At 29.3% G+C, this 22985-nt stretch carries 16 protein-coding genes and 1 pseudogene; 14 read left to right on the forward strand and 3 right to left on the reverse strand.

Going from position 1 to position 22985, the window contains the following annotated elements:
* From K324_RS16005 to K324_RS0107140, 14 genes and pseudogenes are all read left to right on the forward strand, one after another.
* A pseudogene (locus K324_RS16005) lies at positions 1–187 on the forward strand (hypothetical protein); the annotation flags it as partial.
* Between the two features lie 1046 nt (positions 188–1233).
* Entirely contained in the window at positions 1234–3399 is a 2166-nt protein-coding gene (locus tag K324_RS0107080; RefSeq protein ID WP_026748551.1) for a Tex family protein, read from the forward strand.
* A 181-nt stretch (positions 3400–3580) separates the two neighbouring features.
* Positions 3581–5161, forward strand: a complete 1581-nt coding sequence (locus tag K324_RS0107085) for an L-lactate permease (protein ID WP_026748552.1) — start codon at positions 3581–3583, stop codon at positions 5159–5161.
* Positions 5162–5372: 211 nt separating this feature from the next.
* The gene (ileS, locus tag K324_RS0107090; RefSeq protein WP_026748553.1) at positions 5373–8165 is read left to right on the forward strand and encodes an isoleucine--tRNA ligase; all 2793 of its coding nucleotides are present in this window, start codon (positions 5373–5375) and stop codon (positions 8163–8165) included.
* Positions 8166–8271: 106 nt separating this feature from the next.
* Positions 8272–8739, forward strand: a complete 468-nt coding sequence (gene lspA, locus K324_RS0107095; protein WP_026748554.1) for a signal peptidase II — start codon at positions 8272–8274, stop codon at positions 8737–8739.
* 1 nt (position 8740) lies between these two features.
* On the forward strand, positions 8741–9349 hold the full coding sequence (locus K324_RS0107100; protein WP_026748555.1) for a hypothetical protein: 609 nt from the start codon (positions 8741–8743) through the stop codon (positions 9347–9349).
* Between the two features lie 97 nt (positions 9350–9446).
* Complete coding sequence (gene glyQ / locus K324_RS0107105) at positions 9447–10316, forward strand: glycine--tRNA ligase subunit alpha (protein WP_021769413.1); 870 nt, start codon at positions 9447–9449, stop codon at positions 10314–10316.
* Between the two features lie 56 nt (positions 10317–10372).
* Positions 10373–11623: an AAA family ATPase gene (locus tag K324_RS0107110; RefSeq protein WP_026748556.1), complete on the forward strand. Its 1251-nt coding sequence runs from the start codon at positions 10373–10375 to the stop codon at positions 11621–11623.
* On the forward strand, positions 11616–12239 hold the full coding sequence (locus tag K324_RS0107115; protein WP_026748557.1) for a hypothetical protein: 624 nt from the start codon (positions 11616–11618) through the stop codon (positions 12237–12239). The genes K324_RS0107110 and K324_RS0107115 overlap by 8 nt, the downstream gene beginning before the upstream one ends.
* Positions 12240–12262: 23 nt before the next feature.
* A complete protein-coding gene (gene glyS / locus K324_RS0107120) occupies positions 12263–14299 on the forward strand; it encodes a glycine--tRNA ligase subunit beta (protein ID WP_026748558.1) in 2037 nt (678 codons plus the stop codon).
* Positions 14300–14703: 404 nt separating this feature from the next.
* The gene (locus K324_RS0107125) at positions 14704–15789 is read left to right on the forward strand and encodes an OmpA family protein (protein WP_026748559.1); all 1086 of its coding nucleotides are present in this window, start codon (positions 14704–14706) and stop codon (positions 15787–15789) included.
* Positions 15790–16027: 238 nt separating this feature from the next.
* Positions 16028–16321: an HPr family phosphocarrier protein gene (locus tag K324_RS0107130; RefSeq protein WP_026748560.1), complete on the forward strand. Its 294-nt coding sequence runs from the start codon at positions 16028–16030 to the stop codon at positions 16319–16321.
* A 66-nt stretch (positions 16322–16387) separates the two neighbouring features.
* Positions 16388–18190, forward strand: coding sequence for a S1 RNA-binding domain-containing protein (locus tag K324_RS0107135; protein WP_026748561.1), 1803 nt, complete (start codon positions 16388–16390; stop codon positions 18188–18190).
* 153 nt (positions 18191–18343) lie between these two features.
* Entirely contained in the window at positions 18344–19282 is a 939-nt protein-coding gene (locus K324_RS0107140; RefSeq protein WP_026748562.1) for a branched-chain amino acid transaminase, read from the forward strand.
* A gap of 502 nt (positions 19283–19784) precedes the next feature.
* On the opposite strand, the gene K324_RS0107150 is transcribed toward K324_RS0107140, so the two are convergent.
* The 3 genes from K324_RS0107150 to K324_RS0107160 are packed head-to-tail and all read right to left on the reverse strand — an operon-like array spanning position 19785 to position 22664.
* The gene (locus K324_RS0107150) at positions 19785–20249 is read right to left on the reverse strand and encodes a low molecular weight protein-tyrosine-phosphatase (RefSeq protein WP_026748563.1); all 465 of its coding nucleotides are present in this window, start codon (positions 20247–20249) and stop codon (positions 19785–19787) included.
* A gap of 33 nt (positions 20250–20282) precedes the next feature.
* Entirely contained in the window at positions 20283–21017 is a 735-nt protein-coding gene (locus K324_RS0107155) for an NAD-dependent protein deacylase (protein ID WP_026748564.1), read from the reverse strand.
* Between the two features lie 9 nt (positions 21018–21026).
* The gene (locus K324_RS0107160; RefSeq protein WP_169720570.1) at positions 21027–22664 is read right to left on the reverse strand and encodes a hypothetical protein; all 1638 of its coding nucleotides are present in this window, start codon (positions 22662–22664) and stop codon (positions 21027–21029) included.
* Between the last annotated feature and the right edge of the window lie 321 nt (positions 22665–22985).

Below are 22985 nucleotides of genomic sequence, written 5' to 3' on the forward strand. Positions count from 1 at the left end.
ATACGCTTTATACAATGCTGCAAGACTAACCAGTATCTACTGCCCTGTATTTAAGGAACATCTTGCCAGAAAACGTTCTCAAGGTAAACATTTTAATGTTGCCATATCTCACGTTGTTAAAAAATTAGTCAGAGTTATTTACCATTTACAAACTAAAAACGAACTTTTTAAAAATATCATTAATTAACCATTTAAGTGATTTAAATTATTAAATTACCTATTTTGTTATGCAAAAATTTAAATAAATTCCTCAAAAAAATTTTTTGTTTTTTTTTGAAAAAAAAACTTGACATTATATAGTTAGTCTTTTTATTTATTTTCAGAACAACAATTTTTTTATACTGTTTTTTGATTAAAATAATTATATAATATAATTTACCGTAAGTCAATACATATTTTGAAATTTTTTTAAAGAAAAAGAAAATTTTATACAAAATATAAACTTACTTTCTAATACTAAACCCCGTTTAAAAATGAGAATAAATTTTTATAATGGGATTTTCAATAGTTAATTCATAATCATTCAATTTTTTTCTATTTTATTTTCGTAGGCTTGCTCATTGCTACAAATAACCTATGGCTAGTCTACGACATTTTCCTGCACTGACAAAAAACTCACTATGCTCAAACAATTTTGCCAGCACAGAAAAATGCTCCGACGGATTAGTTTATACTAAATTCTGTTTAAAAAATAAAAATTATATCTTAAATCATTTGAAAATATTGGGTTTATATCCTTTATTAGAGAAGTTTATAATAAATCTGTTATTTAAATGGGGATTAGTATAATTTATAAAATTATTTCTTGTTTAACTGTTAAAATTAATTTTTTATAGTTGAAAACCCGCAGACACTATAAATCTGCGGGCAAAACAAAATTTGGAGGAATTATGTCTTATGTTTATCTACTGAAAATCAGATATAATATCACAACAGCGATGATAAACATGATGAAATCCTGATGAATCATAATTTCACCTCCAGTCTGTATCAGTATAGGGTGGTGAAACCCAAAAATATTATAACATAAAAAAATACCCTAATCAATTTAAGATATAGAGTATTTTTTTCACCATTTTTTACTAATACAGACATTAAATTTTGTCTTTATTTTACAAAAAAATTATATCACAAATGGTAAAATTATTCAACTGGTTATTTTTTATAAATTATGCTAAAATAGATGTTGGTAAATTTAAATAAAAAAATCAAACTGTAAATGGAGGAAAGACATTGGATATTGTAGCTAGTGTGGCAAAAGAACTGAACTTTAAAGTGCCGCAAGTGGAAAATACGATAAAACTTTTTGATGAAGGGGCGACTGTGCCGTTTATTGCTAGGTATCGGAAGGAAGTTACGGGGAATCTGGATGAGGAGCAGATTCGGGATGTAATTGAGAAAATTACGTATTACAGAAATTTGGAAAAAAGGAAAGAGGAAGTTATAAGGCTGATTGAGGAGCAAGGGAAACTGACTGAGGAATTGCATAAAAGTATTGTAAATGCGATAAAACTGCAAGAAGTGGAAGATCTGTACCTGCCTTATAAGAAAAAGAAAAAAACAAAGGCGGATATTGCAAAAGATCAAGGGTTGGAGCCTCTTTCAGAGTTTGCGTTAGCCAAAGGGACTACGATGGAGCAACTGGAGAAAGAAGCCAAGAAGTATGTTACGGAAGAAGTGGCGGATGTTAAGGCTGCAATTGAAGGAGTTCACTTGATTATCGCTCAGGATATTTCGGAAAATATTAAAATCAGGGAGTTCTTAAGGGATAAAATTGCAAAATTTGGAATTTTGACTTCTAAAGTTATTGAGAAAAATAAAGAAAATGATGAAAAAGGTGTTTATCAGGATTATTATGAATATTCGGAACAGATTGGGAGAAGCGCTTCAAATAGGATTCTTGCGTTAAATCGTGGAGAAAAGGAAAAGATATTGAAAGTCGACATTGATATTGATGAAAAAACAGAAGAAGTTATAACAAACTTTATTCTGAATACTTTTGAAAATAAAAATTTAACTGAATTTTTTAAGGAAGTTATAAAAGATTCGATGGACAGACTGGCTTATCCATCCATAAAGAATGAAGTGAGAAATATTTATACAGAAAAAGCGGAAGAAGAAGCGATCAATATTTTTTCTGAAAATCTGGAAAAACTGCTATTACAACCGCCTCTATCGAAAAAAACGCTTATGGGATTGGATCCAGGATACAGAACGGGCTGTAAGATGGTAATTATCAATAAAGACGGATTTTATGAAACAAATGACGTACTTTTCCTTGTGGATGGAGTGCATAATGAAAGGCAGCTTGCGACTGCAAAGAAAAAAATATTGGATTATATAGCAAAATATGACGTAGATATTATCGCAATTGGAAATGGGACGGCTTCAAGAGAAACGGAGGCATTTGTTGCGGATGTGATAAAGGAGGCTAAGAAAAAGGTTTCGTATCTGATTGCAAATGAGGCTGGAGCTTCAATTTATTCTGCATCAAAATTGGCTATTGAGGAATTTCCTGATCTGGATGTTACGGCAAGAGGTGCGATTTCTATTGCAAGAAGAATTCAGGATCCAATGGCAGAACTTGTAAAAATTGATCCAAAATCAATTGGAGTGGGAATGTATCAGCATGATGTAAATCAGAAAAAGCTAAATGAAACTTTGGAGCAGACAATTGAGCATGTAGTAAATAACGTAGGAGTCAATATAAATACAGCTTCATGGGCATTATTAAGTTTTGTTTCTGGAATTAAGAAGAATGTGGCAAAAAATCTTGTGGATTATAGACACGAAAATGGTGATTTTAAGGACAGAAAACAGCTTAAAAAAGTAAAAGGGCTGGGAGATAAGGCATTTGAGCAGATGGCAGGATTTGTTGTTGTGCCTGACAGTGAAAATCCGCTTGATAACACGATTATCCATCCAGAATCATATCACATTGCAGAAATTATCTTGAAGGAAGCTAGCTGTAAAGTTGAGGACTTAAAAGAAGATTTGGATGTTGTAAGACAAAAATTGCAGAAAATAGACTTAGAAAAAATTATTAAGGAAAATGATTTTGGAAGGGAAACAGCGAAGGATGTATATGAGGCGCTGTTAAAGGACAGACGTGATCCCCGTGATGAATTTGAAAAACCGCTTTTACGTTCGGATATTTTGAACATGGATGACTTGACAGAAGGAATGATTCTGGAAGGAACTGTGAGAAATGTGGCAAAATTTGGAGCATTTGTTGACATAGGGTTAAAAAATGATGCATTGATTCATATTTCTGAAATAGCAGAAAAATTTGTTTCAGACGCTACAAAGGAACTTTCTGTGGGACAAATTATAAAAGTTAAAATATTGTCGTTGGATAAGGAAAGAGGAAGAGTGGGACTTACGAGAAAAGGACTTTAAATGGAGTTTAAAAATTAGGCTTAATTTGCTCAGATTTAAAACTATTTAATTATTTGTTTAGTTTTGGAATAGGCTAAAATTTAATTTAGAAAAAAATTTGTACTTTTGTAAAAAATTTGATAAAATATAGTATAAGATGTTAATTATTTTAACAAAATCATAGAAAGAAGGTTTTTGAAAAATGGAATTTTTAGTAGGTTTAATACCAATCATTTTATTTTTAATTTTGTTAGCAGTTTTAAAAAAATCTGCGTTGTTTAGTACTTATGCGAGCTTGATTGTAGCGATTATTTTGAACTTTGTCATGTCAAGCTGGCGAATTCCAGTTCAAGGGATTATTGCTTCACTTTTTGAAGGATTCGCAGTGGCTTGGATGCCAATTGGATTTGTAATAATAGCGGCTATTTTTGCTTATGACTTATCAGTGAAAAATGGTAAAATTGAAATCATCAAAACGATGTTGGGAAATATTACATCAGATAGACGTGCACAAGCTTTAATACTTGCCTGGGGATTTGGTGGATTTATAGAAGGTATTGCAGGATATGGGACAGCGGTTGCAATTCCGGCGGCAATTATGATTTCTTTAGGATTTTCTCCTATGACAGCGGCGATGATTTGTTTACTTGCAAATTCGACACCGACAGCATTTGGAACAGTAGGGCTTCCAGTTACAACAATGATTTCGAACTTTGGATTAAATGCTCAACAGACAGCATTATTTACATCATTGCTATTGTTACTATTAACTTGTGTTATTCCTTTTATTTTAGTAGTTTTTGCAAATAAAGAAATAGATGGCGGAAAAAATCCAGCTTTTGGAAAAGGAATTTTACCAGTAGTTATCGCATCAATTATTGGATACATGATACAACCGTTAATAGCTATGACGACTGGGGCTGAACTTCCTACAATTATTTCAAGTTTAATAGCAATGATTTTAATGATTGTAGCGACAAAAATGTTTGTTAAGGCAGAAGAAGGATTTGAAACTGTGGCAGTTTCTACTAAAGATGCAATTTTAGCTTGGCTTCCATATATTTTAATGGTAGTTTTAATTGTAGGGACAAGTCCAGTTGTTAAAGTTATAAATGAGCCTTTACACGAGCATACAATTTCAACAATTGATTTTTCATTTGGGCATTGGGCAACTTGGTTTAGAGATGCCAAAAGTGCAAAAGAAGCTGGAGTTGCGTTTAAATGGATTTTGGCACCAGCTGCACCTTTATTTGTAGCAACAGTTATCGCAGGATTTATTCAAAAAGTAAAAGTAAAAGACATGGTCGAAGTACTAGGTCATACAATTTATCATAAATTAGATAAAATGTTAGTAATTATGGGAATTGTAGCACTTTCAGTAGTTATGAAGCACAGTGGAATGACAGCAAGTATTGCAGATGGTCTTAAAACATTAACTGGATCAGGATTTCCGTTTATTGCACCATTCTTAGGTACAATTGGAACATTTGTTACAGGAAGTGATTTATCATCTAACTTGTTATTTGGTGGAATTCAAGTAGGAGTAGCGAAAGGATTATCACAAAATCCAGCACTGCAATCATTGTTAATTGCAGCTAATACCGCTGGAGCTACAGGTGGTAAAATGATTTCACCACAAAATATCGCAATTGTAACATCAGTTTCTGCAGCATTAAATGGAAAAGATGGAGAACTTTTAGGAAAAACTATTAAATATTCTGTATTGTATGGACTTGTGTTAGGTATTTTGACATTTGTTGGAGCAGGAATGGTTATTAAATAATTTTAAAATCAAAAATTTAAAAATTTAGATGTAATAGTTAAAGAAAAAGGAGAATACTAAAAATTTGGTATCTCCTTATTTGTATATTTAAGGACAATAACTAAGAAAAAAATAATATATAAAGCTGAGTTATTTTAAAATGTATAAAATTGTGATATAATAAAAAACATAAATAAAGAGAATAATTTAAAAGAAAAATATGGGAGGAAAAATGTCGGAAAATAATAACGTGGAAGACAAGGTAGATTATGCAAAAACGTTAAATTTACCAAAGACGAGCTTTAAAATGAAAGCTAATTTGGCACAAAAAGAACCTTTAACATTAAGGGACTGGAAAAAAGCTCAAATTTATGAAAAATCATTGAATGAAGGGGCACCATTTTTTGTGCTGCACGATGGGCCTCCGTATGCAAATGGAGATATTCACATCGGGCATGCGTTAAATAAAATATTGAAGGATATTATTTTAAAATATAAAAGATTAAGAGGTTATAACGCACCATATATTCCAGGATGGGATACGCATGGTCTTCCTATCGAATGGAAAATAATGGAAGAACTTGGAGAAAAGGCAAAAAATATGACTCCATTGCAAATTAGACAGGAATGTAAAAAATATGCTTTGAAATGGGTAGAAAAACAAAAAGAAGGATTCAAAAGGCTTGGAATTTTAGGAAACTGGGATAATCCTTATATCACTTTAATGCCTGAATACGAAGCGGAACAGTTAAAAGTATTTAAGGAAATTTATGAAAATGGTTATGTTTATAAAGGATTAAAACCAGTTTACTGGTCACCTACGACTGAAACAGCTTTGGCTGAAGCGGAAATCGAGTATAAAGATGTAGAGTCTCATTCAATTTATGTAAAATTTGAAGGGACACAGGATTTATTAGATAAATTAGGTGTGGAAGAGGCAAGTATTCTTATCTGGACGACAACACCTTGGACATTGCCTGCAAACTTGGGAGTATTTTTACACCCTGAATTTGATTATGGATTATACAAAACAGAAAAAGGCAATATTGTAGTTGCAAAAGAATTGGCTGAAACTGTATTTAAGACACTTGGAATTTCTTATGAATTATTGAAGGAATTTAAAGGTACTGAACTTGAGAAAACTCATTATAGACATCCGTTCTTGGATAGAGAAGGGCTGGTAATGATTGGAGATTATGTTACGGCTGATGCAGGTACTGGAGCAGTACATTCAGCACCTGGACACGGGGTGGACGATTACAATTATTCACAAAAATATGGAATTGGAGTATTATCGCCAGTTGATGACAGAGGGCATATGACAAAGGAAGCTGGGAAATACGAAGGAATGTTTTATGCAAAAGCAAGCAATGTAATTGTACAGGACTTGACAGAAAGTGGACATTTACTGCATCACAGCAAATTTGTTCACTCGTATCCGCATGACTGGAGAAGTAAAAAACCTGTAATTTTCAGAGCGACTGAGCAATGGTTCATTAGTGTTGATGAAAGCGACATTAGGGAAAATGCGATAAAAGCACTAGATGATGTGGAATTTGTACCATCTTGGGGTAAAAATAGAATTGGTTCAATGTTAGAAACTCGTCCAGACTGGACTATTTCAAGACAAAGAGTATGGGGTGTACCAATACCATTGTTCTACAACAGAGCGACTGATGAAGTTATCTATGAGCCAGAAATTATGGACAGAGTAATTGAAATGGTAAAAAAAGAAGGAACTGACATTTGGTGGAAATATGAAGCCAAAGAAATTATCGGGGATGAACTTTTGGAAAAATATAACTTGAAAGATGTGGATATTAGAAAAGAAAGAAGTATAATGGACGTCTGGTTTGACTCAGGAGTTTCACATAGAAGTGTGCTAGTGCCAAGAAACTTGCCAAGGCCAGCAGACTTGTATCTTGAAGGAAGTGACCAGCATAGAGGTTGGTTCCAATCTTCATTATTGACATCAATCGCAAGTACAAAAGATGCACCTTACAAGAGAATCTTGACTCACGGATTCACAATGGACGGACAAGGAAGAAAAATGTCTAAATCTTTAGGAAACACAATACTTCCAAAAGATATTACAGAAAAATACGGAGCAGATATTTTAAGATTGTGGGTATCTTCAGTGGATTATAGAGAAGATGTAAGAATTTCGGAAAATATCTTGCAACAAATGTCAGATGCTTATAGAAGAATCAGAAATACAGCCAGATTTTTGATGGGTAACTTAAATGATTTTGATTATGCAAATGATAAAGTTGACTATAAAGATATGTTTGAAATTGACAAATGGGCAATGCACAAACTGGAAGAATTGAAAGAAAAAACAACTGAATATTATGATAAATACGAATTTTACAGTTTGTTCCAAGAAATTACATATTTCTGCTCAATGGAAATGTCTTCATTCTATCTTGACATCGTAAAAGACAGACTTTACTGTGAAGGAACAACTTCAATTGAAAGAAGAAGTGCACAGACTGTATTGACAGAAGTTCTGAAAGTGCTAGTAAGAATAATTGCCCCAGTATTGTCGTTTACGGCTGATGAAATCTGGGAAAGAATACCAGAAACGTTAAAAGAAGAAGAAAGTGTACATTTATCAAAATGGATTGAAGCAAGACCTGAATATTTGAATGAAGAATTAGCACAAAAATGGGATAAAATCGCACGATTAAGAAGAGAAGTAAACAAAAAGCTGGAAGCAGAAAGACAAACTGGATTAATAGGACATTCTCTTGATGCGAGAGTCCTTTTAAATATTGCCAATGATGAATATTCATTTATAAAAGATTATACAGAAAATGAAGTTTCTGACTTGTTTATCGTATCTCAAGTTAAATTTGTAAATGATAATTTAGCAGAAAGCGAAATCGAAGGAATTAACATCGCTGTGGAAAAAGCGTCTGGAGAAAAATGTGAAAGATGCTGGAAATACGATGAGGAAGTTGGACACAATCACAATCATCCAGATGTATGTCCAAGATGTGCAAGCGTTCTGGAAAAAATGTAACATAAAATTTATTTTGTAAAATAGGACTAAATACAGCTAAATAAAAATAACTTATTTAGTTCGTTTTTTACAAACATGTGTTAATAAAAAATGTGAGGAGAAAAGAATGCCTTATATAATTATTATTTTGGTTTTAGGTGCATTAGATCAGATTACAAAGCAGCTGATGTTCAATGTATCAGGTGGAGTGCAAGGTTTTTCTATACCAATAATAGATAAATTCTTTCACTTGACTTATGTTGAAAATCACGGCGGAGTTTTCGGTCTATTGCAAGGAAAAATCAATTTATTTACAATAACAAGTGCAGTTCTAATTATATACGTAATCGCTGTAGAGTACAAAAACTTTAAGAATTACAGCAAATGGACAAAAATAGGAGTAGCAGTAATTGCCGCTGGAGCTGCAGGAAATATGATTGACAGAATTCTTCGTGGATACGTAATTGACATGATAGATTTTCGAGGCATCTGGGCTTTCGTATTCAATGTGGCAGATATGTATGTGCATATTGGAATTTATATTATTATAATTGATTATTTAGTGAGAAAATATAAAACAAAAAAAGGTGAATAGCATGATTTTTGCTGCAGTTTATGGTTTTTTACTTCTTTTTGTTATAGTATTAATATTTGTTGTATTTTTGACTATTATTTATTTTTCTAAGAATAAAGTATTGGCAGAACTAATTATTTGTGGATTTATATTATTTTTTACTATTAATTTTTTCTATATTTGGTTTCCAATTAAAGAAAATACAGAATTAAAAATAGCTAATTATTTGCTTATAACAGAATACAATGGAGCTGTTCCTGAAGTAAGTTTTTCTTTAGGAGATAAAGGATATTTAAAAAAATTAAATAAAATAAAAGATAACTGGATTGGTTATATTTATGATTTTGATGAAGCAATATCTAAATTTTTAGATGCAGAAAAAATTGGAAAAGAAAAAATAGAATACAATAAAAATTCAGGTTATTTTATAATAAATTCACAAAATCAGTTATTTCATTTGACAGAAGAACAAGTAAAAGAAAAACTGAAAGTAAAAAAACTTAATCTTAAAAATCCAGAAAAAATTATAAGAAAATATGGAGAAAAAAAGGAAAAATCTACATTTTATAAAATAATTGATGATTATTTTATACCATTTTCAGACAAAGGAATTGGTATAATTAGGTTATGAAATAATAAAATATTTTGCTATTTTAATATTAACTTTAAGAATAATATATTTAAAAAGACTTTTAAGAAAAAGAAATCAAAAGAAAGGATAGAGAAAAATGACTTTTCAGGAAATTATATTAACTCTTCAAAAGTTCTGGGGAGATAAAGGGTGTATAATATCAAATCCGTACGATATTGAAACAGGTGCGGGAACTTTTAATCCAGATACTTTTTTAATGTCGTTAGGTCCTGAGCCTTGGAATGTTGCCTATGTTGAGCCATCGCGTCGTCCAAAAGATGGAAGATACGGTGAAAATCCCAACAGAGTGTATCAGCATCATCAGTTTCAGGTAATTATGAAACCATCTCCAGAAAATATTCAGGAACTTTATTTAGAAAGTTTAGTTGCATTAGGAATTAATCCTAAGGAACACGACATAAGATTTGTGGAAGACAACTGGGAAAGCCCTACGCTTGGAGCGTGGGGATTAGGATGGGAAGTTTGGCTGGATGGAATGGAAATTACACAGTTTACATACTTCCAGCAAGTTGGAGGACTGGAAGTTGACATAGTTCCATCTGAAATAACTTACGGACTTGAAAGAATAGCACTTTATTTGCAAAATAAGGACGATGTAAAAGATTTGGAATGGACAAAAGGAGTAAAATATGGAGAAAGAAGATTCCAGTTTGAGTATGAATTATCAAAATACAGCTTTGAAGTGGCAGACGTTCCAATGCACTTCCAGCTTTTTGATATGTACGAAAAGGAAGCTCAAAACTGCCTAAATAACGACTTAGTATTCCCAGCCTACGAATACGTTCTAAAATGCTCACACACATTCAACAACCTTGATGCAAGAGGTGCAATCAGTACAACAGAAAGAATGTCCTACATTTTAAGAATCAGGGATTTGGCTAAGAAATGTGCTGAGAAATTTGTGGAGGCAAGGGAGAGATTAGGATTCCCATTGTTGAATAAGTAAAAATATAGAAGAGGGGGAAGTTTTTATGATTTATAAAAAGAGAGGAGAGGAAATAATTGAAATTAACAATAAATAATATTGGTAAATTGAAAAATGCTGAAGTAGAAATTAATGGTATAACAGTAATTGCAGGAGAAAATAATACTGGAAAAAGTACAGTAGGAAAATCTCTGTGGGCTTTATTTAATGGATTGTATAAAATTAATGAACAAATTTTTCTAGAGAAATTAGATAACATAGAAGATGTATTAGAAAAGTTTTATAGGACTGAAACAAATGATTTTACAACTTTCAGAAATTATATGGATAAAGTAAGAGATTTTAGAAGAAAAATATATAGTAATAGAGATTGGCTAGATTTTGATGAAAATAAATTAAAAGAAAAAATAAGAGTTTTATTTGGCAATGACATTGAAATGGAAGATATTGATGAACTTTCAGATGAAATATTACAAGTTATAAATATAAAAGAAGAAAAAATTATACAAAGAATAATTCAAAATAGGTTAAGGAATGAATTTAATGGACAGATAAATAATCTTTATTCTTCTTCAATAGGAGAGTTGATACTGGAAATAAAAAAGAAAAAGTTTGAAGTGAAAATTTTTAATGAAAAAGTAGAAAAAACTAATATAGATGGATTTTTAAATACAGAAGCTCTTTATATAGATACTCCTGATGTAGTTGACAGTGTAGGAAATATATATTTTGGAAATAGATCTGTTAATCATAAAGAGCAACTGGAAGTTAAAATATCAGATATTACTCCTAAGGAAGAAGATATAATAACAGAAGTAGATAATGAAGAAAAATTGAAAAAAATATATTCTGAATTAGATAAAATTATTGGAGGAAAATTTATAAAAAAAGATTTCAGAAAAATTTCATATATAGAAGAAAATAGTAAAATAGAATTAAATATAAGAAATCTTTCGACAGGAATTAAGACTTTTGTAATTTTAAAAATATTATTGGATAATGGTTCTTTAAAGAAAAATGGGACAATAATACTTGATGAACCTGAAATCCATTTGCATCCTGAATGGCAAATAAAATTTGCAGAATTAATTGTATTATTACAAAAAGAGTTTGGGATGCACATTCTATTAACAACACATAGTCCTTATTTTTTAGAAGCTATAGAAGTTTATTCAAAAAAATATGAAATTGTTGAAAAGTGTAAGTATTATTTATCGGAAAATAAAAATAATTTTTCTTCTATAAAAGATGTAACAAATGATTTAGAAAAAATTTATAAAAAGTTAGCAGCACCTTTTCAGAAATTAGAGGATATTGAATATGAGTAAAGAGAGGAAAACCTTAAAAGATAAATTTAAAAGTAAAAATATTTTTAAAACTAATTTGAAAAGTTTAGGAAGTCTTTCGGAAGATGACAAAATTCCAATGATTTTTTCGGAAATTAAGGCATTAGATTATGATAACATAAAAAAACTATATTCGAAATATACTCAAATACATAGTTTAAAATCAAATGATGCATTATACGATAAAAGTAATATATATGAATTTACAGAAGAAGGTGAGTATTTCTTTATTGAATTTAAAAATGGTGTGTTAGTATTAGAAATTGATAAAGAGAAATGTAATAGTGAAAAAAACAAAAAAATTTTTGAAATTAAAGAAAAAATATATGATAGTGTAACAATACTGTTAGAAATTATTGAAAAAGATTTTAAATTTTTAAGGAAAAATTTTTCATATATTTTGGTATATAATGAAGAAAAAAATAACTCAAAAGAGAAAATTAAATCAAATGTATCTAAAAAAGCAGGAACAAATGTAATAAAATTTGGATTGAATAAATTTAAAGGATATTTTTTTAAAAACCTCTATACATATACAGTAAAAGAATTTGAAAATGAATTTTTAAAAGACTGGGAAATAAATATAACTAAAAATTAATAGAAAAGAAAGGAGAATTAATTATGAATTTTCTTTTTGAAATAGGATTGGAAGAATTGCCGGCACAATATGTGGATAAGGCGGAGAAAGATCTGAAAAAAATAATAGAAAATGAGTTAAAGGCTGAAAGAATCAAGTTTTCAGGGATTGAGTCGTTTAGTACACCTAGAAGAGTTACTGCGATTATAAAGGATTTAGCTGAAAAACAAGATGATTTGGATAAAAAGAGTGTAGGGCCTTCGGTTGAGATTGCCTATAAGGATGGGCAGCTTACGAAAGCTGGAGAAGGGTTTGTGAAGTCGCAAGGTGCTACGATTGATGATATAAAGATTGTTGAAAATGAAAAAGGAAAATATATTTCGATTGAAAAATTTATTGCAGGAAAAAATACTAAGGAGATTTTACCTGAAATATTGAAAAATGCGATAAAGAAAATAGAGTTTGAAAAGTCAATGAAATGGGCGGACAGAACATTTAGGTTTGTAAGGCCGATTAAATGGTTTGTAACTTTGTTTGATAATGGAGAAATTTTACCTTTTGAGTTTGAAGGGCTAAAAGGTGGGAATAAGACTCGTGGAATGAGATATTTTGCTTCTCAGGATATTGAGATTAATAATCCGCTTGACTATGAAAAAATATTGCTTGAAAATTTTGTTATTGTAAATGGTGAAAAAAGAAGAGAAGAAATTTTGAAAAGCATAAGGGAAAATGGTGAAAAGGATGGAGATACTGCTATAATCAATAAATATTTATTGGATGAAGTGGTTAATGTGGTAGAGTATCCTTATGCAATAAAAGGTGAATTTAGCAAGGATTATTTGCAACTTCCTGAAGATATTATCACAATTACATTGGAAACTCATCAAAGATATTTTCCAGTAAAAGATAAAGACGGTAAATTATCTAATAAATTTATTGTTATAAGAAATGCGCCTGAATATTCGGAAACTGTGAAAAAAGGGAATGAAAAGGTTGTAGAGCCAAGACTTGCTGATGCAAAATTCTTCTTTGATGAAGATTTGAAAAATAAATTTACAGATAATGTGGAAAAACTGAAGGAAGTTACTTTCCAGAAGGATATGGGAACAATTTTTGAAAAAGTCAAAAGAAGTGAGAAAATTGCTGAATATCTGATTTCAGAATTGAATTTAAATGATAAGAAGGAAAGTATTATAAGAACTGTAGATTTAGCAAAAGCAGATCTTGTTTCAAATGTAATTGGAGAAAAGGAATTTACAAAATTACAAGGGTTTATGGGTTCAGTTTATGCTGAAAAGCAAGGCGAAGAGAAAGATGTAGCACTTGGAATTTTTGAACATTACTTGCCACGTTATCAAGGAGATGAATTGCCTACAACTGTGGAAGGTGCTATTGCTGGAATAGCTGACAAAATAGATACAGTAATTGGATGTTTTGCAGTTGGACTAAAACCAACAAGTTCTAAGGATCCTTACGCATTAAGACGTGCTACACAGGGAATTATTCAAGTTGTGCTAAATTCAAAATTATCTTTTGACTATAAAAAATTAATCGAAAAGGCTTATGAAATATTTTCAAATGATAAAAAAGTGCTGGAAAAAGATGTTGTAAAAGATGTGACAGAGTTCTTTAAACAAAGAATAATTAACGTGCTTTCAGAAAAATATAAAAAAGATCTTATAAATTATGAGATAAATCTTGAAAGTAATATTGTGGAACTTGATAAAAAATTATCTGAACTGCTGAAATTATCACAAACTGAAAATTTTGAAATTTTGATAAATCTTTTAAAACGTGTAAAAAATATTGTGAAAGATGAAAAAACTGAAAATTTAAGTATTGATGCTGCATTGTTTGAATCAGAAGAAGAAAAGGCATTGTATAATTTTGCTAGTCAATTGGAAAGCATTGAAAATACAGATTTTTCCAATTATATTGAAACATTGCTGAATAATGCGGCTACAATTAATCAGTTTTTTGATAATGTAATTATTAATGTAGATGATGAAAAATTAAAAAATAACAGAATTGCATTGTTGAAAAAATTGGAACTTTCGATTGATAAAATGATAAATATATAAAAGTAGCTTAAAATTAAGAAAATCTTAGTTAAACTCAGAGGATGTCGATTATTTTCAATTTATTTTTTAGTAATCTTAGATGTGAAAAAATTGAAAACAACTAAAAAAAATAAAATTATTAAATGACTGATAAGTCAAGGAAATTAGGCGTTTTTTACAAGGGAAAGTGCTTGGTATAAAGGTTAAAGCAAAGTATAGTTTGATTTTTTTATTGACTTTTTATTAAAAAAATGGTATTATATGTTTGTAAAACGAAAAAGTTTTAGCTAAAGAATGTTTTTATATAAAAGCTAAAGTATTGATTTTTCACCTAAAATATTGTATAATTTAATAAGAGGATTAGGAGAAAACAGTACTAATTTTAAAAGTTAGAGAAAACAAAATGAAATTCAGGAGGAATTGAAATGAAAAAATTAGTTATTTTAGGAACAGCTTTATTAGCTTTAAATGCTGTAGCATCTGAAGTCCAAATTAAAGGTGGATACGATTTCTACAGAAAATACAAAAATGGAAGTAACGATCTTGGTAATGATTTCGCACTTAAAAAAGGTCCAACACTTGGTTTGGAATATATTGTTGACAACCAAGGTGAATTTGAATGGGGGTTAGGAGCAGAATACAAATTATCAGCTAACTCTGGAAAATTAAAAGTTAAAGATACAAATACAAAAGTTGGTAGAAGTGCACCAGTTTATGCTTTAGGTAAATTTAACTTAATCACTACTAACAGTGGAAATGATGCTTTATACGTATTAGGAAGAGCAGGGTACAACTTTGCTAAAGAATCTAAACAATTCAATGGAGATTTAAAAGGTGGATTGTACGTAGCAGCAGGATTAGGAACTGAATTTGGGCCAGTTTCATTAGAAGCTATTTACGAAAGATCAAATGTTAAATACAAAACAGGAAATCTTAGAGAAAGAGATCATATTGATTCAGCAGGAGTTAGAGTAGGATATAGATTTGGACAATTGAAAAATGACAGATCACCTAAAATCATAACTCAAACTGTGCAAGTACCTGTACCAACTCCAGTACCTGCACCAGCTCCAGAACCAGCTCCAATTGTAAAACCAAATACTGCTACATTACCATTTAGCTGTTCAGTTGAAGAAAAGAAATGTGTAATTAGAGGATTTAAAGTTGACGGTAGAGTACCTAATGAAAATGAAGCTGCTGACTTGAGAACTATCGCAGGTGTAATTAACCAATTTGCTGATGGTGGATCAATTGATTTCGTTGGACATACAGATTCAACTGGATCAAATGCTTATAACCAAAAATTATCAGTAGCAAGAGCGCAAAACGTTGCTAGATTATTGAAAGACTATGGATTGAAAAACTCTATTTCTTATGGAGCAATCACTGGACAAGGAGAAAACAACCCAGCTGATACTAACGATACTGTTCAAGGAAGATACAATAACAGAAGAGTTGAATTATTCTTCCAAAATGTTGATTTCAGTAACGTAAGATTCATTAACCAATAATCTTTATAAATTAAAATAAAAATTTATAAGTTATTTAGAGAAACATAATTAAATGTTTCTCTTTTTTTGTTTATATCAATTTTATTAAAAAGTTTATAAAAAATTTATATAAACATTGATTTTTAATGCAATAAATGATATTATTTACATATACTTGAGCCTATTTAAAATTAAACTGGTAAAAATTAAGAAAAACTAGGATTTGAGTAGCATAGTCATAGCTTTAGGAAGGGCAATTATGAAGGAAATTATTGTGGAAATAAAAAATGAACAAGGAGTTCATGCACGTCCAGCAGGGCAGATTGTGAATATTGCAAAACGATACAAAGCAACTTTGGAAATAGAAAAAGTTGGAGAAAATGAAATTGTTGATGGGAAAAATGTGTTTGGAGTGATGACTCTTGGGGCTGCAAAAGGAGAAAAATTAAAACTTAGGGCAGTTTCAGAAAATGAGGGAAATAGTGAAGAAGAAAGCAAACTATTGGAAGAATTAAGACAAATGATTGAAATTGATAAATTTTTTGAAAAATAATTTTATAAACAAAATATAAAGAAGGGAGAAAGAACTGACTTTTACAAGACAGTTCTGGAGTGCAAAATGAACGAAAAAGAATTTGAAGTATTATTGGAAGAGTATTTACCAGAAGAAAAAAAATCTGGAGATGTAGTGGAAGGAATAATTACTAGAAAAGAGCTGGATTATGGATTTCTTGATTTGAATGCAAAAAAGGAAGGAAGAATTTATGCAAGCGAAGTTAAAGATTTTGAAATAGGAGATAAAATTGAAGTAAAAGTTTTAAGGGAAGATGATGAAAATATCATTGTTTCAAAATTTGTGCTGGATAAGGCAAAAGAACTTGCTTCATTTAATGTGGACGACATTGTAACTGGAGAAATTATTAAGAAGATTAAAGGTGGATATACTGTAAGAATTGGGAAAAATGAGGCATTTTTGCCATTTTCACTTGCCAGATTTGATAAGAACAAAGATTATACAGGACAAAAATTTAAGTTTTTAATAAAAGAAAAAAATAAAAGTAATATAACTATTTCAAGAAGTGATTTAATAAAAATTGAAGAGGAAAAATATTTTGAAAATGTGAATATTGGAGATGTTGTTACTGGGAAAGTTAAGGAAATATTTGATTTCGGAATTATTTTAGACTTGGAAGCAACTAGCGGATTTATTCATATATCGGAAATTTCTTGGGATCAAGTGGATAATTTGACTGAAAGATACAAAATTGGTGATGAAATAAGTGCTAAAATTATCGAGAAGGATGCTGAAAAAAATAGATTGAAATTGAGTATAAAACAATTGTCGGAAGATCCTTGGATTTCATTTGCGGCAAGTCATCATGTGGGAGATATAGTGGAAGCCGTTGTAAAGGATGTGCTTGATTTTGGGCTAGTTGTAACTGTTGATGATAATTCTGGATTTGTACATGTTTCTGAACTGGCTTGGCACAATGGGGCTAAAGAACTTAAGAATTACAAGGAAGGGGATAAATTTTCTGCAAAAATTATTCAGGTTGAAAATGATAAGAAAAATGTCAAGTTAAGTGTAAAACAATTGTCAGAAAATCCGTGGGATACAGTTAAGGAAAAATACCATATTGGAGATATTTTGGAAAAACCAGTAACAGAAGTGTTTGACTTTGGGTTGCTAATTTCACTGGAAAAGGATATTGATGGGCTTTTACATGTATCTGATTTGTCTTACAAGAGGGAAGCGAACTTATCTTCAAAATATAAGGCAGGAGATTTAATTAAATTTAAAATAGTTGACTTTAATGATGAAAAAAATAGAATTACATTGAGTGCTAAGGCATTGCTGGACGACAGATGGGAAGTTCTTGAGGAAACTTATGACTTTGATAATGTGTTTACTGGAAAAATTATGAATGTTCAGGATTATGGAATTTTTGTGGAACTGGAAAAAGGGATTGAAGTATTTATTCACAAAAATGAATTTTCATGGGACAGAAAAGAGCATAAGGAATACAAAGTTGGCGATGAAGTGGAATTTAAGGTAATTGTGGTTGATAAATTGGATAAAAAATTGTCTGGAAGTATTAAGCAGCTGCAAAAATCGCCTTGGAAAGAAGCAATTGAGCAATATAAGAAAGGAAACATTGTAAATACTGAAATTGTAGAAGTTCAGGAAAACTTTGTGCTTGTTAAACTGACAGACAGATTTAACGGAATTATACCAAAACGTGAATTGACAGAGGAATTTTTGAAGGATATTTCTGAAAAGTTCTCAGTTGGAGATAAAGTTGAGGCTGTAATTACAGATATTAATGAAAAGAGAAAATCAATTGCATTATCTATGAAAAAAGTTCAGCAAATGGAAGAGAAAAAAGAACTGGATGAACTTATGAAAGTTTATGGAGTCTAATTTTATTAACAAAGAAAAAAATTAAATTTTTAGTATTTAAACATATATAATATATATAGTTAAGTATAAAAAATAAATTTTACATAATTTTAAAAAAGTGCTAAAATATAAGAGTAGATATTAGAATACTGAAATATATGGAGGTAAAATTAGATGGCAAAGGCAGAATTTATGAAATTTGCATATTTCGATAAAGAAATAGTGGAATTTGAAAAAGCGACAGTTAGTATTGCAACACACAGTTTACAATATGGAACAACTTGTTTTGGTGGAATCAGAGGATATTACAGAAATGGGAAAGTAGCAATTTTTAGACTGAAAGATCACTACATTAGGCTAATGAATGCATCAAAAATGCTAGGATTTGAATATTTCATTACTTGGGATGAATTTAAGGATATTGTTACAGAATTAGTTAAGAAGAATGATGTAAAAGAAGACTTTTATATGCGTCCATTCATTTTCTGTAAAGAGCCTAGATTATCACCTAAGAAGGCAGGGTTAGACTTTGATTTAGCGATTTATATGTTACCGCTTGCAGATTATGTAAGTTCAGAAGGTGGATTAGACCTAATGAGTTCAACTTATAGAAAATACAACGATTCATCAATTCCAACAAAGGCAAAAGCAGGAGGTTCATACATTAACTCATTCCTTGCGACAAGTGATGCTCAAAGAAATGGTTATGATGACGCATTGATGTTTGATGATGCAGGAAATGTGGTGGAAGTATCAGTTGCAAATATAATTCTTGTTTACAGAGATCAAATAATAATCCCTGATACTGGAAATGCGGCTCTTGAAGGAATTACAGTAAGATCAGCATTGGAATTGCTTGAACACAATGGATATAAAATAACTCGTGGAAAAATTGACAGATCAATGGTTTTCTCAGCTGATGAGTTATTGGTAACAGGAACAGCAATGAAAATCACTTATGCAGAATCATTGGACAGACGTCCTATCGGACAACTGGACTTTAATGCAAAACCAGAAGCTGGTAAATTTCATAAATTATTAAAATCAGAATATGAAAAAGTAATCAATGGAGAACATGAATTGTCTTCTGAATGGTTATTTATCGTAGAATAAAAAATAAGTACACTGGAAATGTTTTAAAAAGGCATTAAAGGTGTACTTTTATATATTTTAAAGTTAAACAAAGAAACTTAAATAAGTTTTAGTTTCAAATAGTTTTTCTTAATAATAATTTTTTTATTATTTCAAAAAAAACTTGTATTTACAACAAAATAGGAGTAGAATATAGTTGAAAAGGGAGAAGAGAAAGTGTTGAGAGTTATTTGAAAGGCACATAAAGGTGAGAACAAAATTGAAACTTCTTGGGAAATTAAATAGTAATGTAAAATTTGGGAAGAGAGATGGTTTTTGGATCATCTCTCTTTTTGCGATTACAAAAGGAACTGATAAAAAAATTTGAATACGAAACTATAATTTTTTAATTTGTTAGAATATATTATACGATTTATGAAACTAAAAAATTTATAATAAATTCGTTATTTAGATGGAGTTTAGTATTAAATTGCATAAAAAAACTTTCAAGAAAATTAATATCTCAAAAGCATTTTTTATAAAATTAAATATTCAAATCATTCTTTTTGATAAATTCTAACAATGCAGCACAACCTTTTACCACATCATCATAAGTTGTATCAAAATCGCCAGTAAACCACGGATCTTTTATTTCCTGTTTTTCTCCTGCATATTCCAGCAGCATTTTTATTTCGCCTTTATTTTTGCCATCTGCGAAAAGTTTTATATTTTCTATATTGCTTTCATCCATTCCAATAATATAATCGGCATCCAAATCATCGTTATTTAAAATTCTGGAATACATTCCTTTTACGCTAATTCCTTCTTTGGCGAGCCTAGTTTTGGTACCGTGATGAACTGGATTTCCGTGTTCCCAAGGACTTGTTGCAGCTGAATCAATAATAATTTTGTCAGATAGCCCTTCTTTTTTTACCATATCTCGAAAGACTGCCTCTGCCATTGGAGAACGGCATATATTTCCTAGACAGACAAATAATACTTTTACCATTTTCACCTCTTCATTTTTTTTATTTTAATCTAATTATTTTAATTTTTTAAAAACTTCTCCGATACTTTCATGTATAACCAAATCTGTAAAATCGTCTTGCTCAGTTTTGGATTTATTTATTAAAACAAGATTTTTTCCTTGAAAATATTGCACAAGAGAAGCGGCTGGATACACGATAAGGGAAGTTCCGCCTATAATTAATGTATCGGCTCTGGATATTTCGTTTATTGCCTTTCTAAAAGTATCTGGATCAGGTATTTCTTCGTATAAAGTAACATCTGGTTTTATAATTCCGCCACACTTTGCACAATGAGGGATACTTTCGGTTTCACAGATTTTCAAAAATTCCTCCAGATTATATTTTTTTCTGCAAATAACACAAGTATTGCTGTCAACAGTTCCATGTAGCTTCAAAACATTTTTACTCCCAGCCATTTCATGCAGACAGTCGATATTTTGAGTAATAACAGCCGTCAATTTTCCACCTTGTTCCAGTCTTGCTAAATATTCATGAGCAAAATTGGGTTTTGCATCGGGATAAACAAGATGTTTTTTATAAAAGTCATAAAATTCTTCTGGATATTTTTCGTACATTGTGTGGGAAACAAGTTCTTCTGGAGAAAAATTCCTATCAAGTTTTAGATTGTAGACTCCGTCTGCACTTCTAAAATCAGGAATGCCAGATTCTGTGGAAACACCTGCACCTCCAAAAAAGACGATTCTTTTGCTTTCATCAATTATTTTTTGAAGTAAACTTATTTTATCCATTTTTATCACCTATTTTAGTATATTATTTAAAAATTTAATAATTTTTGATACCTCATATTTGCTTACTTTAATGTCATTATAATTTTTTAATAAATTATATATTTTATCAGCAAACTCTTCTATATTCATATTATTTTTATTTAATATATATTCTATTTTTTTTCTTAAGTTATCTTTATTTAATTTACCATAAAAAATTTCATATTTTACACAAATAAACATAATAATCTCTTCTTTATAAAGAGTATTCTTTATATAATTCACAAAAATATTAGAATCTCGTATAAAATTATTATAGAGGAATAATAATTCCTGTAATGATAAATCACAAAATAAGTTATTTAAGTTTATATTATAAATCCCATTTTTAAAAATATTGGAATCTTTTTTAAAAGAATAAATGTGATGCATATCTAATAATGATAAATCATGATGACGTAATAAAAGTAAGTCATTAAATATTTTTTTCATAAAAGAATATAAATTATCATCTGATTCAATGAAGCTTGGAAAATTTTTATAAATTTTTAAATAGTCTTTACACCAGTCAATTAATTCATTATGCTCTATTATGCTATTTATAGCTAATCTATCTTCTGTCCTTTCATTGTAAAGGATATGTTGAACTATTAAAAATTTAAACTTATAATTTCTAAATATAGTAAAATTTTTATAAATCTCTTTTAAACTAATAATGGGTTTGTTTCCATCTTCAAAAATTTTTTCTAAATCGTTTTTCGTGACTTTATGATTAATATTAGTATTATTTTCAATAAACTTTGAACATTCGATAAATAATTTTCTTTTATTATTAATTTTTGGTAAATCATCAAAAATGGATTTTAATTCTTTTTTAAAAAAGGTAATATTTGTATACCCTGAGTAATTAACACTATTTTTATTATCAGTATTAAACATTTGGTATAATATAAAACAGACTTTTTGTGATATATTCATATTATTATATAAAATTTCGATTTTAGAATTTTCAATTTGTGTTGAAATAAATTCTGATGTTAAAATTTCTAATAAAACTAATGAACATAAGTTTTTATTTTTTGAGTTTTTAAATAAAGAATGTTTAAAAATGCTTTCAATATCATTTTTTTCTATTTTATCTTTAAATTCGAAAATTGTTTTCAAATAATCTTTAAAAAAAGTTGTATTATCTCTAAATTCTGGAAAGTTATTTAATAAATTGCAATCATATGATATAAATTCATATAAAATAGATTTATCCAAATTTGAAATAAATTTTAGTTTTTCATAAAGAAAAAAACAATATTCGGTACTTGCTCCAGTTATTAAATTCTTTTGTTCGTGATTTTTTAAGGATTTATAAAAAATAATTTTTAAATAAGATTTTATATCATGTGTTTCAATATTTTTTAGATCATACTGTATATTTCTAAAGAAATTTTCTGAAAAATCAGTAGGATTAAAATTTTTAATATTATTAAATAAATCAGAATATTTTATTTGAATATTTTTTTCAATTTCATCATATAATTTCAAGCTAATATTTTTATCACCACTATACGCATAGTTAATAATTTTTATGCTCAATGATAAAAGAAAAATAAAAAGTAAACATAAAATTATGAGCACAATCCACCAAATAATTGCTATAATATATTTACATTTCATTAAATTGTATTTCGCTAAAAAAAAATAAAGAAATGGAAGTAATAATAACATTGTTAACATTATAATAAAAATTTTTTTTTTAGTTATTCTATATGGTTTATACCAGTTTAATAAATAAAGAACTTTAACCTCATTTAAATATTTTTCATTATATTGAGAAATATACTGTAAAAATCCTATATATATTCCATACATAGTTAAAATAGCAATTATTATTGGAATGCTTATATTAATTTTTGGAATAACAATATTTTCTATAATTTTACCTCCTAACCTAGTTTTGCTTGTAATTAACTATAAAAATTTATATTTAATACATTA

Origin of the sequence: Leptotrichia trevisanii DSM 22070, from assembly GCF_000482505.1 — a bacterium.
GTDB classification, from domain to species: domain Bacteria; phylum Fusobacteriota; class Fusobacteriia; order Fusobacteriales; family Leptotrichiaceae; genus Leptotrichia; species Leptotrichia trevisanii.

Coding starts and splice junctions, on each gene's coding strand:
- K324_RS0107115 (WP_026748557.1), top strand. CDS start 11,616: ATGAGTAAAGAGAGGAAAACCTTAAAAGATAAATTTAAAAGTAAAAAT.
- K324_RS0107140 (WP_026748562.1), top strand. CDS start 18,344: ATGGCAAAGGCAGAATTTATGAAATTTGCATATTTCGATAAAGAAATA.
- K324_RS0107155 (WP_026748564.1), bottom strand. CDS start 21,017: ATGGATAAAATAAGTTTACTTCAAAAAATAATTGATGAAAGCAAAAGA.
- K324_RS0107100 (WP_026748555.1), top strand. CDS start 8,741: ATGATTTTTGCTGCAGTTTATGGTTTTTTACTTCTTTTTGTTATAGTA.
- K324_RS0107085 (WP_026748552.1), top strand. CDS start 3,581: ATGGAATTTTTAGTAGGTTTAATACCAATCATTTTATTTTTAATTTTG.
- K324_RS0107150 (WP_026748563.1), bottom strand. CDS start 20,249: ATGGTAAAAGTATTATTTGTCTGTCTAGGAAATATATGCCGTTCTCCA.
- K324_RS0107125 (WP_026748559.1), top strand. CDS start 14,704: ATGAAAAAATTAGTTATTTTAGGAACAGCTTTATTAGCTTTAAATGCT.
- glyQ (WP_021769413.1), top strand. CDS start 9,447: ATGACTTTTCAGGAAATTATATTAACTCTTCAAAAGTTCTGGGGAGAT.
- K324_RS0107135 (WP_026748561.1), top strand. CDS start 16,388: ATGAACGAAAAAGAATTTGAAGTATTATTGGAAGAGTATTTACCAGAA.
- K324_RS0107130 (WP_026748560.1), top strand. CDS start 16,028: ATGAAGGAAATTATTGTGGAAATAAAAAATGAACAAGGAGTTCATGCA.
- K324_RS0107160 (WP_169720570.1), bottom strand. CDS start 22,664: ATGAAATGTAAATATATTATAGCAATTATTTGGTGGATTGTGCTCATA.
- glyS (WP_026748558.1), top strand. CDS start 12,263: ATGAATTTTCTTTTTGAAATAGGATTGGAAGAATTGCCGGCACAATAT.
- lspA (WP_026748554.1), top strand. CDS start 8,272: ATGCCTTATATAATTATTATTTTGGTTTTAGGTGCATTAGATCAGATT.
- ileS (WP_026748553.1), top strand. CDS start 5,373: ATGTCGGAAAATAATAACGTGGAAGACAAGGTAGATTATGCAAAAACG.